Source organism: Acinetobacter sp. ANC 4470 (genome assembly GCF_002135335.1).
Classification (GTDB): domain Bacteria; phylum Pseudomonadota; class Gammaproteobacteria; order Pseudomonadales; family Moraxellaceae; genus Acinetobacter.
The window spans coordinates 279,466-296,037 of sequence record NZ_NEGC01000004.1; the positions used below are offsets into that span (position 1 = coordinate 279,466).

Annotated in this window: 13 protein-coding genes; 8 read left to right on the forward strand and 5 right to left on the reverse strand. The window is 39.2% G+C overall.

What is annotated here, in order from left to right:
- Window positions 1-11 precede the first annotated feature (11 nt).
- Together B9T25_RS08260 and B9T25_RS08265 are read right to left on the reverse strand one after the other, a co-directional pair.
- A complete protein-coding gene (locus B9T25_RS08260; protein ID WP_086187960.1) occupies window positions 12-1,121 on the reverse strand; it encodes an NADH:flavin oxidoreductase/NADH oxidase in 1,110 nt (369 codons plus the stop codon).
- 11 nt (window positions 1,122-1,132) lie between these two features.
- On the reverse strand, window positions 1,133-3,274 hold the full coding sequence (locus B9T25_RS08265; RefSeq protein WP_086187961.1) for a TonB-dependent receptor: 2,142 nt from the start codon (window positions 3,272-3,274) through the stop codon (window positions 1,133-1,135).
- A gap of 650 nt (window positions 3,275-3,924) precedes the next feature.
- Between B9T25_RS08265 and mutM the strand changes: the two genes are divergently transcribed.
- Window positions 3,925-4,779: a bifunctional DNA-formamidopyrimidine glycosylase/DNA-(apurinic or apyrimidinic site) lyase gene (gene mutM, locus B9T25_RS08270; RefSeq protein WP_086187962.1), complete on the forward strand. Its 855-nt coding sequence runs from the start codon at window positions 3,925-3,927 to the stop codon at window positions 4,777-4,779.
- Entirely contained in the window at window positions 4,776-5,057 is a 282-nt protein-coding gene (locus tag B9T25_RS08275; protein ID WP_086187963.1) for a peptidylprolyl isomerase, read from the forward strand. The genes mutM and B9T25_RS08275 overlap by 4 nt, the downstream gene beginning before the upstream one ends.
- A gap of 523 nt (window positions 5,058-5,580) precedes the next feature.
- Here B9T25_RS08275 and mscL read toward each other — a convergent pair.
- Together mscL and typA are read right to left on the reverse strand one after the other, a co-directional pair.
- The gene (gene mscL, locus B9T25_RS08280) at window positions 5,581-6,012 is read right to left on the reverse strand and encodes a large conductance mechanosensitive channel protein MscL (RefSeq protein ID WP_086187964.1); all 432 of its coding nucleotides are present in this window, start codon (window positions 6,010-6,012) and stop codon (window positions 5,581-5,583) included.
- Window positions 6,013-6,231: 219 nt separating this feature from the next.
- Complete coding sequence (gene typA, locus B9T25_RS08285; protein WP_086187965.1) at window positions 6,232-8,067, reverse strand: translational GTPase TypA; 1,836 nt, start codon at window positions 8,065-8,067, stop codon at window positions 6,232-6,234.
- Between the two features lie 173 nt (window positions 8,068-8,240).
- Between typA and B9T25_RS08290 the strand changes: the two genes are divergently transcribed.
- From B9T25_RS08290 to B9T25_RS08300, 3 genes are all read left to right on the forward strand, one after another.
- Window positions 8,241-9,611 carry a uracil-xanthine permease family protein gene (locus B9T25_RS08290; protein WP_086187966.1) on the forward strand — a complete coding sequence of 457 codons (1,371 nt, stop codon included), beginning with the start codon at window positions 8,241-8,243 and terminating at the stop codon, window positions 9,609-9,611.
- Window positions 9,612-9,677: 66 nt separating this feature from the next.
- Entirely contained in the window at window positions 9,678-10,712 is a 1,035-nt protein-coding gene (locus tag B9T25_RS08295) for a class I SAM-dependent methyltransferase (protein ID WP_086187967.1), read from the forward strand.
- Window positions 10,712-12,181 carry an amino acid permease gene (locus tag B9T25_RS08300; RefSeq protein ID WP_086187968.1) on the forward strand — a complete coding sequence of 490 codons (1,470 nt, stop codon included), beginning with the start codon at window positions 10,712-10,714 and terminating at the stop codon, window positions 12,179-12,181. Before B9T25_RS08295 ends, B9T25_RS08300 begins: the two co-directional genes overlap by 1 nt.
- 542 nt (window positions 12,182-12,723) lie before the next feature.
- Here the strand turns inward: B9T25_RS08300 and omp38 are convergent.
- Window positions 12,724-13,761 (reverse strand): outer membrane protein Omp38, encoded by a 1,038-nt coding sequence (gene omp38, locus B9T25_RS08305; protein ID WP_086187969.1) that lies wholly within the window; start codon window positions 13,759-13,761, stop codon window positions 12,724-12,726.
- A gap of 385 nt (window positions 13,762-14,146) precedes the next feature.
- Between omp38 and B9T25_RS08310 the strand changes: the two genes are divergently transcribed.
- The 3 genes from B9T25_RS08310 to B9T25_RS08320 all read left to right on the forward strand — a co-directional run bounded on the left by B9T25_RS08310 (window position 14,147) and on the right by B9T25_RS08320 (window position 16,557).
- A complete protein-coding gene (locus B9T25_RS08310) occupies window positions 14,147-14,668 on the forward strand; it encodes a GspH/FimT family protein (protein ID WP_086187970.1) in 522 nt (173 codons plus the stop codon).
- A 114-nt stretch (window positions 14,669-14,782) separates the two neighbouring features.
- The gene (locus tag B9T25_RS08315) at window positions 14,783-15,958 is read left to right on the forward strand and encodes a thiolase family protein (protein WP_086187971.1); all 1,176 of its coding nucleotides are present in this window, start codon (window positions 14,783-14,785) and stop codon (window positions 15,956-15,958) included.
- A 149-nt stretch (window positions 15,959-16,107) separates the two neighbouring features.
- Window positions 16,108-16,557 (forward strand): VOC family protein, encoded by a 450-nt coding sequence (locus tag B9T25_RS08320; RefSeq protein ID WP_086187972.1) that lies wholly within the window; start codon window positions 16,108-16,110, stop codon window positions 16,555-16,557.
- Window positions 16,558-16,572 lie beyond the last annotated feature (15 nt).

Genomic DNA, 16,572 nt, shown 5'->3' on the forward strand with positions numbered 1-16,572 from the left:
GCAAGCATATTTTAGTGTTGAAAGGGTTTAAAGAGTGATTTCACACCATGCGGTTGACAGCGTAAATACTGTGGTGCAATTTCAATTTTCGCACCTAATGTTGCAGCAGCATGCCAAGGCCAACGTGGCTCATAAAGCAGCGCACGTGCCAAACCAATCGCATCGGCTTGTCCCGTTGTGAGAATACTTTCTGCTTGCTGAGCTTCAGTAATTAACCCCACCGCAATCACTGGAATATGCAGCGCTTTTTTAACTGCTTCAGCAAATGACACTTGATAATTAGCGCCAATTTTAATGTCTTGCTGTGCATGCAATCCCCCACTCGAAACATGAATATAAGCTGCGCCTAAACTTTCCAATTGTTTCGACAATTCAACGGTTTCTGCTAACGACCAACCACCATCAAGCCAATCTTGGGCAGAAAGACGTACACCAATAGGGAAGTTTTCAGGAACAGCAGCTTTCATACTTTGAAAGGTTTCTATTACCATTCGAATACGGTTTTCAAAGCAACCACCATATTCATCACTGCGCTTATTCGCTAAAGGCGACATAAACTGGTGTAATAAATAACCATGCGCTGCGTGTAACTCAATTAAATCAAAACCCGCGTCAACCGCACGAATAGCCGCATCGCTAAAGTCTTGAATAATTTTTTGGATGCCATTTTTTGACACTTCCTGTGGCGCATGATCGTGATCATTAAATGGAATATGACTGGCGGAAATGGTCTGCCAACCATGCTCTTGATCGGGGCTAAATTGACCTTTCCCATCCCAAGGTTTATCCGTAGATGCCTTTCTGCCTGCATGCGCTAACTGGATGGCAAATGGCATAGGTGAAAGTGTCTTTACTTTTGTCAGTAATGTTTTAATTTGATCGCGCTGTGTATCATTCCATAGTCCTAAATCGGCATAACTAATACGCCCTTCAGGCTGCACAGCCGTTGCCTCAATCACACACAAACCTGCTCCAGACAATGCATAATTTGCCCATTGCTGTTCATGCCAATAAGTCACTTCGCCCTGCTCTGTTGCAGAGTATTGACACATTGGGGCAATCACGATTCTATTCTTTAATTCTAGCTGACCAAACTGAATCGGTTCAAATAATAAAGACACGTTTATGCTCCTTAAAATGCTTTAGTTACGCTTAAACCCGCGCTCCAGTTCAAACCATCCGCTGGTTCAAAGAATCGACTATTACCATCATTCACAATCACTGAACCGACATAGTCTTCATCAAACACGTTATCTACACGTGCAAATGTACGTACTTTCCAATCCACATTTTTCCAGACATAGCCTACATTTGCCGAGGTCACGGTATAGCTTGGTGCTGTATCAGTATTGGTGTCATTGACATAAATTTTATCCATGTAACGAACATCTAACCCTGCATTAAAGCCTGTTTCAGGCTGCCAACCCAAAGCGACATAGGCCTGATTCTTTGCCACACCGGGAATATAATTTCCATCTGCAACACGGGCTGCAATTACGTTACCGTTAACATCAGTAATTTGAGGAACCTCTGCATCAAATGTTGCATCTAAATAGCTATAACTGGCTTGTGCCGTCAAATCACGCCATAAATTTTTATTCCATGACAGCTCAAGCCCCTCTCGTAGTGTTTGATCGGCATTTCGAAAAGTATTACGACCATTATTGGCTTCACCTGACACGATGTCGTCTTGCGTTTTAGATTGGAAAATTGCCGCGGTAAAATTACCGAAACTATTTTGTGTTTTTAAACCCAATTCATAGTTGTCACTGGTCGATGGTTTTAAACCAAAGTTAATACCAGAAGTTCCTGTTGTTGGATAAGCCATTTCAGTAAATGTCGGTGTTTCAAACCCTTTGGCATAACTCACATAACTACTGAGTTGAGGAGTTATTTCCCAAGTGAATGCAGCTGAAGGTAATAGCTTGTCATAATCAGTCTTACCACTATCATCACCATTTGTCCCTTGAATATAGTGATCTTTAGATTGGTAATGCACATTGCTATAACGCAAACCTGTGTCTAAGCGCAAAGTGGGTAAAAACTGCCAAGATGCTTGTAGGTATGGATCTAAATTCCATAAGGTATTATTTTCATCACGGCGTAAATTTCCTTTTACCCCATAATGTCCATTACTATCAAAGTTTTCATAACCTTGACGGTCTTCATCCATAGCATCAAAAGCAAATCCTGCGGTAAATCGTGTATTTGGTAGTAAATCTTTACCCGTCCAACGCAGATCAGTCCCGTAATAATCACGGCTAAAATCAATCACACCGCCTGCATGGCGCGGATTAGCTTGAGCTGTGTTTGGTATGGATTGGTATTGAGTGACTTCGCGATGTCCCACATAAGCCATTGCATATACTTCATTATGATCATCAAGTGGTTTTAACCAATTAACGCCCGTTTGGGTTTGATTGATCTCTTTACGAACATCGAACTGTTTTAAAAATGGTACTTGTTGTTTTGGATTGGCCTTCCATTGATCTCGGGTTAAACCTTGTGGATCATCGGCATTAATATCAACATGGTTCATGACCCAGTTCACTTTAGAACCATCATCTAAATCCCAAGTCAGTTTGGCATTACTCAGTACTTTTTTTGCTGAACTATGATCACGATAACCATCGGTATCAAAATAAGAAGAACTGACCACGTAACTTGGCTCATTTGCTTTATCTGCTCCACCTTGTAAGACAATATCTGCACGACCTTTGTTATGACTCCCCCCAGCATAGCCTAACTCGATTGAATCACGCCCTTGACCTTGCTTAGTAGTAGTTAAAATAGTACCGCCAGAAGAATTACCATACAGCGATGAAAATGGCCCACCCAAGACTTCAATGTGATCTAGACTGCTTAAATCAATATTTGAGGTTTGCCCCTGACCATCAGGCATGGTGGCAGGAATGCCATCGACATATAAACGAATCCCACGCACCCCAAAGGTTGAACGCGCGCCAAAACCACGCATAGACAGTTGCAAGTCCTGTGCATAGTTTTCACGGTTATTTAGCTGTAGACCCGGTACCCCTTTCAAGGTTTCAGATAAATTAATCCCAAGATTATTTTCATTATTTTTTTGTTCAATACGATAGACCGATGCTGGTGTTGCTAACCAGTCGGTATCGGTACGTGTGGCTTCTATTTTTAAGGTCGGAAGTAAAACAGGTTCCGTAGAACCTGCTTCTGCATAAAGATTTTGACAAATACATGCCGTCAAGCAAAGTAAAGTCATATTAATAGACTTTATCTGTGATTTACTTTGCATTGAGAAGCCTCTATTTTAAATTAAAAAATGATTTTAGAGCTTAAACCAACTATCAACGCATTATCAACTTTCCGTGGCTGCAGAATTGATCACATACTGTAACAAAGTATCTAATATAAATACTTTCAATGGATAATATGAGTAGTTCCGCTCGATATTAGACTTCTTTCATAAGTCACTTTTCGATCAACTCAAGTAGTTCGTAAAGCCAACCTTAGAAAATAAACTTTAGGAAATATTGGATTCATTAGTGTGGCATGGATGCACACGTTTCACATCCTTGCGCTGCGTTTTAAAGCAGTGCCTTAAAACTGGTTCAGGATGTCGTGTATGGGAAACAAAAGGTTTTTCTTGCGGACTCAAATATATTTTAAGCTCCTCATTTTGGCCTTTCAAAAGTAGAGAGAATGCCTACACAAAGGTATAAAAACTGAACCAATCAAATGAGGCAGTGCTAATTTTAAGGAATCGAATATTGAACATTTTTTGATTTATGCAAGTTATCTATTATATTGTTTAGCTTATTTTCAATGTATTCTTGAACTCGATCATTTACAGCATGTGCACAACTCACCTTATGCTTCAATTAAAACTTGTATTCTCGGCCGTTCATCCCGATATTAGCCATAATCCATTTTAATTTGCTAAAAATGCCTGAATTACCTGAAGTCGAAACCACAAAAACCAGTTTATTGCCTTTAATTGAGCAAAAAGTCATTTCTGTTGAAGTCCGACAATCCAGTTTACGCTGGCCTATTCCTGAAGATATTCAAAAGCTAACTGGGCAAAAATTACTTAAGCTTACGCGACGCTCTAAATATATTTTGGCGGAATTTGAGTACGACAGCATGTTATGGCATTTGGGCATGTCGGGGAGTTTTCGTCTTTGCGAGTCCCATACGGAATTGCGTAAACATGATCATTTGATCATTCAGTTTGAAGATATACAGCTTCGCTATCACGATCCGCGTCGTTTTGGCTGCATTCTCTGGCTAGACCAAAACTCTCAAACTAAGTTAATTGATACTTTAGGCCCGGAACCTTTAAGTGAAGCATTTAATGCTCACTACTTAGCCGAAAAATTTAAAAAGAAAAATGTCGCTGCTAAAGTTGCCATTATGGATAACCACATGGTGGTTGGGGTCGGCAATATCTATGCCACGGAAAGTTTATTCAATTTAGGCATTCACCCTGCTCAACCTGCATCCAGTTTAAGCATGCAGCAAATTGAAAAATTAGTGGTCGAAATCAAACGAATCTTAAAACAAGCCATAGATTTGGGCGGTTCAACCCTGCGCGATTATAGTAATGCCATGGGCGAAAATGGTTATTTCCAACAAACCCTATTGGCCTATGGTCGTGCGGGTGAAATGTGTGTGAACTGTGAAACCACTTTAGAAAATTTAAAACTCGGACAGCGTGCCAGTGTATTTTGTCCGCAATGTCAGCCTTTAAAAAACGTTAAAATGCTCACCAAGACACCAGCTAAAGGGAATAAAGCATGAAATCTGCCATCGTCCGTCACATTTTAGTCAAAGATAAAGAACTGGCTGAACAGTTAAAAAAGAAAATAAAAGCCGGTGCAGACTTTGCCCAAGTTGCCAAACAACATTCCACCTGCCCTTCAGGCAAAAAAGGCGGTGAACTGGGTGATATTAAAAAAGGACAACTGGTCGGCCCAATTGATAAAGCCGTATTTACCTTAGCGGAACGCGAATTGCACGGCCCCATTAAGAGTCAATTTGGTTGGCATTTGTTGGAAATTAAATTTCGCATGGATTAATCACCCTAAATGCCCCTTTTAAAGAGGTAATGCTGATCAGTTAAGGGATTTCATAATTAACCCCTTAGCTTTTTAGTTATTCACTATAGAGTCTTTTTTAAATCAATCACTTGTTGCTAGATTACTCCTTGCGAAACAGTGTTTCTCCTTAGCCAAAATGAGGAGTAATACTCCGCAAGAAAAACATTTATCACCCGCAAAATTCGTAAAACACTTTTTGTTGATCAATTAATCGTAGAAACTTTACTTTTTCAAAGTAGTCTTGTCTTGCGCTGTAAAATAAAGCCGTGCTTTATTTATTGCTTAAGTTGCGGATGACGTTTCCGCGTATCAAATAACATCATGAATTTAAAAAAACACCAATCAGTTTCTTAATTGACTGGCATTACCTTTTAAAGAGGGACTTCTCCTCCCTGAGCAAGTTTTAAAACACTGCTTTAAAACAAAGTGCAAGAAAGGAAGGTTGGGAGCGATTCAATAAAAAACGGCACCTAAAGTGCCGTTTTTTTCATCATTCTACAATTTAAGCTTGTGGACGACGTTTCAACTCATCACGAATTTCACGTAACAATTCAATATCTTCAGGCGTTGCGGCAGGTGCTGGCTCTGCTTGTTTACGCATCCGATTCATCACTTTCACCAAAAGAAAAACCACCCAAGCCAGAATCAGGAAATTTAGGAAGATCGTTAAAAAGTTACCATAAGTTAAAACATTGATCCCTGCCTTTTGCAAAGCATCTAATGATTGTAGATTATTCGGATTATCGCCTAACACAAAGAATTTTTGCGTAAAATCGACGCCCCCACCCGTAATAACAGAAATTAAAGGCATAAGAATATCTTTAACCAATGAATCAATGATTTTACCGAAAGCGCCACCAATGATGACACCGATCGCTAAATCCATCATATTGCCTTTGATGGCAAATTCTTTGAATTCTTGAACAATCTTCATATTTTTCTCCAGTTTCTCTTTGATACTATTCTTTATTAGAATATTTATTGAACTGTTTCTTATGCTTAAACATTAAGAACAGATTCAGAATTCCTTGTAATTTACTTGGAATTATTCGTAATGAATATATTTAGTTGCTCATTTCAAACAAAAAAATGCTATCAACGAATTGATAGCACCTTTTTATGACCAAACGCAGTCATGGACAATAATTAAAAATTATTTACCACGGTTACGTTTACGTTCGTTTTCAGTCAACCAACGTTTACGGATACGAATAGATTTAGGTGTTACTTCAACTAATTCGTCATCTTCAACAAACTCAAGTGCTTGTTCAAGCGTGAAACGAATTGCTGGAGTTAACGTTAATGCCTCATCTGTACCAGATGCACGCATGTTGGTTAACTGCTTCGCTTTAGTTGGGTTAACAGTCATGTCGTCAGAACGTGAGTTCATACCCACGATCATACCTTCATAAACTTCTAACTGTGGTTCAGCAAATAGACGTCCACGGTCTTGTAATGTAAACAATGCAAACGCTAAGCAAGTACCGTTAACCATTGAAACAAGTACACCGTTTTGACGCTTCGCTACAGTACCCGCTTTCGCTTTACCATAATGAGAGAAGCTTGAAGTCATAATACCAGTACCAGAAGTAATGGTTAAGAATTCAGAACGGAAACCGATTAAGCCACGTGAAGGAACAGTTGCTTCAATACGGATACGGCCTTTGCCGTCAAGTTCCATATTGGTCATTTCGCCTTTACGGAAGCCCATTTGCTCCATGATTGAACCTTGATGTTGTTCTTCAACGTCAAAAGTTACATTTTCATACGGCTCTTGGATTTCACCATCAATTTCTTTCATGATTACTTCAGGACGAGAAACACCCATCTCGAAGCCTTCACGACGCATGTTCTCAATAAGAACAGACAGATGAAGCTCACCACGACCAGATACTTTGAAACGGTCTGGAGAATCAGTATCTTCAACACGTAAAGCTACGTTGTGAATCAATTCGCGGTCAAGACGTTCACGAATATTACGTGAAGTTACGAATTTACCTTCACGACCAGCAAACGGTGAGTTGTTTACTTGGAATGTCATCGAAACTGTAGGTTCATCTACAGACAATGGTGGTAAAGCTTCAACATTTTTCGGATCACAAATCGTGTCAGAAATATGAAGTGCATCAAGACCAGTAATACATACGATATCACCAGCATTTGCTTCTTCGATATCAACACGGTCAAGACCATGGTAACCCATGATTTTTAAGATACGGCCGTTACGTGTTTTGCCATCTTTATCAATCACAGTTACTTGGGTATTGGTTTTCACAGAACCACGTTGAATACGACCAATACCGATTACACCTACGAAACTATTATAGTCAAGAGATGAAATTTGCATTTGGAACGGACCATCAACATCCACCTTTGGTGGTTCAACGATGTCAACGATGGTTTCAAACAATGGCGTCATATCTTCAGCCATTGCTTCAACATCACGACCAGCAATACCGTTAATTGCAGAAGCATATACTACTGGGAAGTCTAGCTGTTCGTCAGTCGCACCAAGGTTGTCAAATAAATCAAATACTTGATCCATTACCCAATCCGGACGTGCGCCTGGACGGTCAACTTTATTTAATACAACGATTGGCTTAAGACCACTCGCAAATGCTTTAGATGTCACAAAACGAGTTTGTGGCATTGGGCCGTCTTGTGCATCAACAAGAAGAAGTACGCAGTCAACCATAGACATTACACGTTCAACTTCACCACCGAAGTCAGCATGTCCCGGGGTGTCGACGATGTTAATGCGGTATTCAATATCTGTACGTTTATCTAACCATTTAATTGCAGTGTTTTTTGCAAGGATGGTAATACCACGTTCAGACTCAAGCGCGTTAGAATCCATAACACGTTCAATCTCGCCCGCGCGGTCACCGAGCGCACCCGATTGTTGCAAAAGCTTGTCTACAAGAGTGGTTTTACCATGGTCAACGTGCGCAATAATCGCAATGTTGCGGAGAGTTTTAATATCTGACATGTAAATTCGATACGCTTTAAATTTGAGGGCAAATTATACAGAAAAATACAGACTTTTAGTAGTGACAGTTTATCGACAGTTACAAGTTTTTTTGAAAAAACGCTCTTTTTTTGGTTTGTAAAGTCCTGTAACTCGATTAGAATAGCCTCAAATTGCTGCTGTACCGTTCTCACATGTCTGATTTAAACAACTCTCCCGAGCAACAACATCATCTAGATTTGGTCTATGGATTGAACGATCGTCCAAAACCATTCATCGCTTTTTTAGCTGCACTGCAACATTTATTGGCCATTATTGTCCCGATTGTCACCCCTGGCTTACTGATCTGTTTGGCTTTAGGTGTCTCAAAACAAGACACCAATATGATTTTGTCCATGTCTTTGGTGATCTCTGGAATTGCAACTTTTTTACAATGTAAAAAAGTGGGACCTTTTGGGGCTGGCTTACTGATTGTTCAAGGAACTAGCTTTAACTTTATTGGTCCTATTATTGGTATTGGTTCTGCAATGGTTGCAGCAGGTACACCTGTTGAAGCTGTCATGGCCTCAATTTTTGGTGTGGTGATTGCAGGTTCATTTATTGAAATGGGTGTATCTCGTATCCTTCCTTGGGTGAAAAGATTAATTACCCCATTGGTGACTGGTATTGTTGTACTACTGATTGGTTTGACCTTAATTAAAGAAGGTCTCATCAGTATGGGTGGAGGTTATCAAGCCATGGGCGATAAAACATTTGCCAATGCCGACAACCTCATCATGTCATGTACGGTACTGGCGATTATTGTGATTTTAAATCGTGTTCGTATCGTCTGGGTCAAAAGCTCTGCTATTTTAATTGCTTTAGTGATTGGTTATATTGTTGCTGGTTTTATGGGACATCTTAATTTTTCAGGTTTAGAAGACACTCCCCTTATTCAAATTCCAACACCTATGCATTTTGGTTTAAATTTCTCTTGGAGCTTATTTATTCCAATGGCATTCATCTATTTAGTCACATCTTTAGAAGCCATTGGTGATGTCACCGCAACTTCAAAAATATCGAATCAACCTGTAGATGGCCCAGTATGGATGGAACGTATTAAAGGTGGCGTACTGGTCAATGGTGCAAATTCTTTTCTTGCTGGTATTTTTAACACCTTCCCAAGTTCTGTTTTTGCACAAAATAACGGTGTGATTCAACTAACGGGTGTGGCCAGTCGTTATGTTGGTATCTGGATTGCAATATTACTGGTTATTCTGGGTTTATTTCCTGCTGTTGCAGGCGTGATTCAGGCCGTACCACAAGCGGTACTTGGTGGTGCAGTCATGGTGATGTTCGGTGCGGTTGCAGCTTCAGGCATTAATATTTTGTCTGGTATTCAACTTGACCGTCGTGCCTTACTTATTATTGCCATTTCCCTAGGACTTGGTTTAGGTGTTGCACAAGTACCTCAAATTCTTGAACATCTGCCTGAATTATTTCGTAATATTTTCAGTTCTGGTGTTGCGACAGGCGGTATTGCAGCATTGTTATTAAACATTATTCTTCCTGAATCGAAGAAATAATTTCATTTCAGCATCAACTCTGCCCAGCATTGTCTGGGCAGAGTTTTTCAATGGCGAGATAAAAAAATGGATCCTAGAAGTGAAGTTGTCATTCGACAGCACGAATATCTATCTGGACGTGTACTACTCATTAATGCACCTACGGATGACTTACTTTCCAATTTAGAGAAAGACATCACCCCATGTTTCTGGACATGGGATTATAATGAATTACAATATTTTCAGACCCAACAAGCCAATGTACATTTTGGTGTTGATCTTCCTGAAGACAGTTTTGATCAAACCATTATTTTTGTCCCTAAGTCAAAAGAATTACTCAATTACATCCTGCATAATGTGGTCAGCCGTTTAAATATCGGTGCTTCAATTTTCCTTGTCGGCGAAAAAAAATCTGGCGTTGAACGTGCTGCCAAACAATTATTACCTTTTGGTAAAGCCTGTAAATTAGATAGCGCACGTCACTGTCAAATGTGGCAAATGACCGTTGAAAAAACAGTGACCGCAAAAAAACTGGAAGACTGGGCACAACAATATACCGTTACCACACCGAATGGCGACTTGAATATCTGTGCCTTACCGGGTGTCTTTAGTCAAAATCGTTTAGATATTGGTACTGCGGTTCTCTTACCTTATTTATCACAAGTCACTGCGGGTAAAATTGCCGACTTTGGTTGTGGTTCGGGTGTCATCAGTGCTTATTTAGCCAAACTTAATCCTAAAAATCGAATTTTTGCGATGGATGTTGACGCTTTTGCTTTGGCTTCCACTCGCATGACCTTTGAAAAAAATAATCTCCCACTAGAACAACTTGAAATTAAAGCAGTGACAGGTATTGAAGATGCTCCACTATTCTTACATGCCATTGTCAGCAATCCTCCCTTCCATCAAGGTATCCACACTGATTACAACGCCAGTGAAAGCTTATGTAAAACTTCACGACGTCATTTAAAATCGGGCGGTGAATTATGGATTGTCGCCAACCGTTTTCTAAATTACCCATTATTAATTGAGCAAAATTTTGGTCAATGTACAACTAAAGCAGATCAACAAGGCTTTAAAGTGCTGTTCGCCAACACTCAAAAAAAATCTAAGGAACAATGATGAGTGCAACTGATCAACCGATGCACCTACAGCGGAAGCTTGGTGCTCGCCATCTAAATATGATTGCGATTGGTGGCTCCATCGGCACAGGTTTATTCCTCGCTTCTGGTGCAACCATTGCCAATGCAGGTCCTGGTGGCGCATTACTCGCTTATGCTCTTATTGGTTTAATGATTTATTTCTTAATGACAAGTTTAGGCGAACTTGCCACGCACAACCCCACTTCAGGTGCATTTTTTACCTATGGTACTAAATATGTAGAAGGTGGTTTTGGTTTCGCCTTGGGTTGGAACTATTGGTACAACTGGGCAATTACGGTTGCTTTTGAGCTGGTTGCGGTTCAGTTCATTATGAAATTCTGGTTTCCCGATATTCCCGGTTTCTACTGGAGTGCCATTTTTCTTGCGATTATTTTTGCGATTAATTCACTAACCGTGAAAGGTTTTGGTGAAAGTGAGTTTTTATTCTCACTGGTCAAAGTCATTGCGATTATTGTCTTTATTATTATTGGCATTGCCATGATTGCAAAAATCATCCTGACACCCAATATGGTCACTTTCTCCAACTGGACCAAAGGCGATGCACCTTTTGTCGGTGGACTACAAGCCATGATTGGTGTTGCCATGATTGCAGGATTCTCCTTCCAAGGAACAGAGATGGTCGGGGTTGCCGCGGGAGAATCTAAAGATCCTAAAAAAACTATTCCTGTTGCCATTAAGCAAATTTTCTGGCGTATCTTATTATTTTATGTGGTGTGTATTTTCATTATTGGCACACTCGTCGCATATGATGATCCGAGTTTATTACAAGCTGCTGCAGGTGACAATATTGCCCTTTCACCATTTACATTACTGTATGAAAAAGCAGGATTTGCTTTTGCTGCAAGTTTAATGAATGCGGTGATCTTAACGGCCATTTTATCTGCGGGTAACTCTGGGATGTATTCATCTACACGCATGTTATTTGACATGGCACGTGAAGGCCGCGCACCCAAATGGTTTGCAAAACTGGATACTCGTGGTGTACCGATGAATGCACTTTATGCAACGACTGCAGTTGCGGCACTCTGTTTTTTAACCACCTTCATTGGTGAGCAACAAGTGTTCAATTGGTTGCTTAATATGTCGGGGATGTGTGGCTTTATTGTCTGGTTAGGAATTGCGATTTCACACTATCGTTTCCGTAAAGGCTATTTAGCACAAGGTTATAAACTGGAAGATTTAGCCTATACGGCAAAGTTCTTCCCATTTGCACCATGGTTTGCTTTTATCCTCTGCTCGATCATTATTCTAGGTCAAAACTATGAAGCACTGATTGGTGGAAAAGTGGATTGGTTAGGCTTAGCTTCAACGTATATTAGTATTCCGCTATTTCTTGTCATCTGGTTAGGTTATAAGTGGAAATATAAAACCAAGCTTATTCCATACAAAGAAATGGATGTCCAACCCGTAAATATAGAAGATAATTAACCTTCTACTAAAAAGAAAAAGCAGCCTTAAGGCTGCTTTTTCTTTTTCAAAAATAATAAATATCTGATCAACATGACCTTTTGATACATCTATTCATTACAAGATACTCTGAACAAAATAAATTCCATTTCTAGCCTTAACATAATTTCAATCAGACAAAATTTTAATTTTCAAATTAAAAGACTTTCTATATCCATTCTATTTAGTTAAATAATTGAATACTTTAGTTAGCACCAGAATAAATCTTCTCACTCCAATAAGGAATAAATCAAAATATGAGCTGTCCACCTAAGATAAAGAGATTGAGCGTATTGTTGTTCTGGTTCAGATTGTAGTAAGACTTTGATCACTCTTACTCAAGCTAAATTTATTGAATCCCAAAGGCTGAGAGTTACATAGAGCTGAAAAATCAAATGACTTAATAATTAAAAAATTGAATTAAGCATCTAACCGCTACACCTTTTAATTATTCTAAAAATATATTTTTGTTTTCATAAAAAAAGCAGCCTGACGGCTGCTTTTTAGATCAGTTCAATAATAAATTATTGAGCTTGTTGAGCAACTACAGTACGGCTACCAGAAATAGTCGCGAATACACGACGGTTCATAGCACGACCTTCTTTAGTTTTGTTGTCAGCAATCGGTTGATCCCAAGCAAAACCTTGAGTAGACAAACGAGATGGGTTTACATTGTATTCATTTACAAGTGAAGATTTAACAGAGTTAGCACGAGCCAAAGATAAACGTTCGTTTAATGCACGTGGACCAGTGTTATCTGTGTGACCTTCGATGCGAGCAGTAGCGTTTGGATATTCAACTAACTTTTCAGCAACTTTAGCAATTTCTGGTTTGTATTGATCTTTGATGTTTGATTTATTCGTATCAAAGAACACACGAAGTTCCATGTTAAGATCTTCAGTCAACTCTTGTGGAACTGGTTGAACTGGAACAACAGGTTCAACTGGAGCCACTTCAACTACAGGTGCAGCTGGTTTCAAGTGACCACCAAGAACAACATTTAGACCAGCTAAAGCTGTGTAGTTCCAGAAATCTTCATCGATATTGTAAGTAGCACGAGCTTCAGTACGTAAAGATAAAGCATCGTTTAAGCGCCAGAAAGCACCTAGACCTGCGTTACCTAAAGTACCTTCTTCTGTAGTACCACGATCTTCACGACCAACAACGCTATCAAGATCATATTTATAATGACCAGCACCTAACAATACATAAGGTTTGATTTTGCTATCATAATTTTTAGTGATCAAATCAGAAGTAGCATAGAAGTTACCATTGATTTGAGTTTGTTTATATTCACCCTGATTGAGGTCTGAATCACCTTTAACCTGGTTATATTCAGTTTCGAAACCTAACCATGGAGTTAATTCAATACCAATCGCTGCACCAACGAATAAATCGTCTTGAATTTCTTGACCACCATTCATTAAGTTACCACGGCTATCATTGTGTTCAGTGTCTTGGAAAGTATAACCAACCATTAATGGGGTAATAGTTACGCCAGCATTAGCAGCAGCTAAAGGTGCAGCAACTAGCATAGCTAGTGCAATACGACTCATTTTCATGGATTTATCCTCCAGAGATAACAATTGTTGTTCAAGTTCAAGCCTAAAATTTGGCTATCCTGAAATAGGCTTTCTAATACCCAGTTTTATTTTTAAGCTACTCACTATGAATCATACAAACACTTTATTTTTTTCCAAGTGCTTGATAAATTTAATCAAGTAAATTATTGACAAAATTACTTACAATTTCCGTTGTAATTAGGTAATTTTTTACTCAATTTCTTATTGCGAATAGCTTATTGTCACTTGCGCATTATTTTAACAGTTTTCTTAAAAGTTGAGTAATAAATATTACTTACAGAAAAAACGATCAAAAACAAAACACTAATAACATAAACCATTAACAACATAAACCATTAAAAAAATATACCAAAAGGTTAATTCAATGTTTTTTAAACAAAAAAATGCTTTTACGCTCATTGAGCTCATCATTACGATCGCTATTTTAGCAATTATCACAACTCTCGCCCTACCTCATTTTCATGAAATAATGGCAAAACAAGAAACAATAAAAACAACCAACAAACTGATTTCAAGTATTCAATTGGCAAAATCGCATGCCACACTTCAACATACCAATGTTGTCATTTGTCCTAGCCAAGATAAATTAAATTGTCAAATAAACCATTGGAATTCAGGTTTTATTGTTTTTCTCGATTCCAATAAAAGTAGACAAGTAGATGTCAGTGAAAAAATTATCCTGACCGAATCAACCAACTTGAAATATGGCAATTTAAACTGGAGAGGAACTTTAAGCATTCCAAGTTTAACTTTTCAAGCAGCAAATGGGCTTCCTATTGGTTCGAATGGTAGTTTTTATTATTGTTCCACCTATCAGCAACCACTGCATAAAATAATACTCAGTAATATGGGACATATCCGTATTGAAAACCCTTCAACTTGCTAAGAACCCATGAGTCTACAACTAGCGAGCTATCAGACTTTATTCCTGAGTATTTTTCAATATACTGCTTAAGTTTGAAAAATAATCGACTTAAAAGTAAATATCGGAGTAAAGAAAATGACAGACATCGTAATTGTAAATGGTGCACGTACAGCAATGGGCGGTTTTCAAGGCAGTTTAGCTGGTGTAACAGCACCCGAACTGGGCGCAGTATCCATTAAAGCAGCGATTGCTCGTTCAGGATTACAACCAACTGATATCGAAGAAGTTATTATGGGTTGTGTACTCCCCGCTGGATTAAAGCAAGGTCCTGCACGTCAAGCAATGCGCCAAGCTGGCCTTCCTGACTCAACAGGCGCAGTAACCATTAATAAACTTTGTGGTTCTGGCATGAAAGCTGTGATGCAAGCCGCAGATATGATCAAAGCGGGTTCTGCTAAAATTGTGGTTGCAGGCGGCATGGAATCTATGACCAATGCACCTTACGTGTTGCCAAAAGCACGTGGTGGTTATCGTATGGGTCACGGTGAAATTAAAGACCATATGTTCCTTGATGGCTTAGAAGACGCTGAAACAGGTCGTTTAATGGGTTCTTTTGCTCAAGATATGGCCAATACCCGTGGCTATACACGCCAACAAATGGATGATTTTGCCATTCGTTCACTCAAACGTGCTCAAACAGCCATTACCGAAGGTTATTTTGCAGATGAAATCGCTCCTGTTACGGTTTCAACACGTAAAGGTGATATTGTCATTGATAAAGACGAACAACCGTTTAACGCCAATATAGAAAAAATTCCAACACTCCGTCCTGCTTTTGCCAAAGATGGAACAATTACCGCTGCAAATGCCAGCTCTATTTCTGATGGTGCCTCTGCATTAGTACTAACTTCAGCAGAAAATGCATCAGCAAAAGGTTTAAATCCGCTTGCAAAAATTGTTGCTTATGCATCAAATTCTCAACACCCTTCAGAATTTACCATTGCACCAGTGGGTGCGATTCAAAAAACTTTGGATAAAGCGGGCTGGACAGCTTCCGATGTTGATCTGTGGGAAATTAACGAAGCTTTCGCTATGGTCACCATGTGCCCAATTGATGATTTCAAATTAGATGCTGAAAAAGTGAATATTAATGGCGGTGCTTGCGCACTTGGGCACCCAGTAGGTTCTACTGGTTCACGTATCATTTTGACTTTGATTCATGCATTAAAACGTACTGGCGGTAAAAAAGGTATTGCTGCTTTATGTATCGGTGGTGGTGAAGCTACTGCTGTAGCGATCGAGTTACTATAATTTCACCTCTTTCTAACTCTCTCCCATAGGGAGAGAGAACTTTATCCTTCATTATTGAGGGATTTTTTTACACTTACACTTTTTCATCATTGTTTCTGCCTAAGCCTGTTAAATTAGAAAACTCAAAACAACAATACGGACACATCGAGATGCAACTCAATCATTACCTCAATTTCCAGGGTGAAACTGAGGCTGCTTTTAACTTTTATAAATCGGTTTTTGGTGGTGAGTTTTCGAATCTTACCCGTTATGGTGAATTACCTGCTGAAGAAGGTGTCACTTTATCAGAAGCCGATAAAAATCTTATTCTGCATGTATCCCTACCGATCAATAAATTTACCGAATTGATGGCATCCGACACCAATGATCAATTCTGTGCACAAACCAATAGCATATTTACTCAAGGCAATAATCACTATATTTCAATTAATTTAGATGCCAGTGAGCAAGCCGAAGCAAAACGCTTGTTTGATACTTTATCTGTCAATGGTCAAATTGAAATGCCTTTAGAAAAGACCTTTTGGGGAGCGCTATATGGTGCTTTCACCGATCAGTTTGGAGTGAAATGGATGGTCAATTGCCAGCTAGAAGAAATGTAATATTTTCTTTAACCA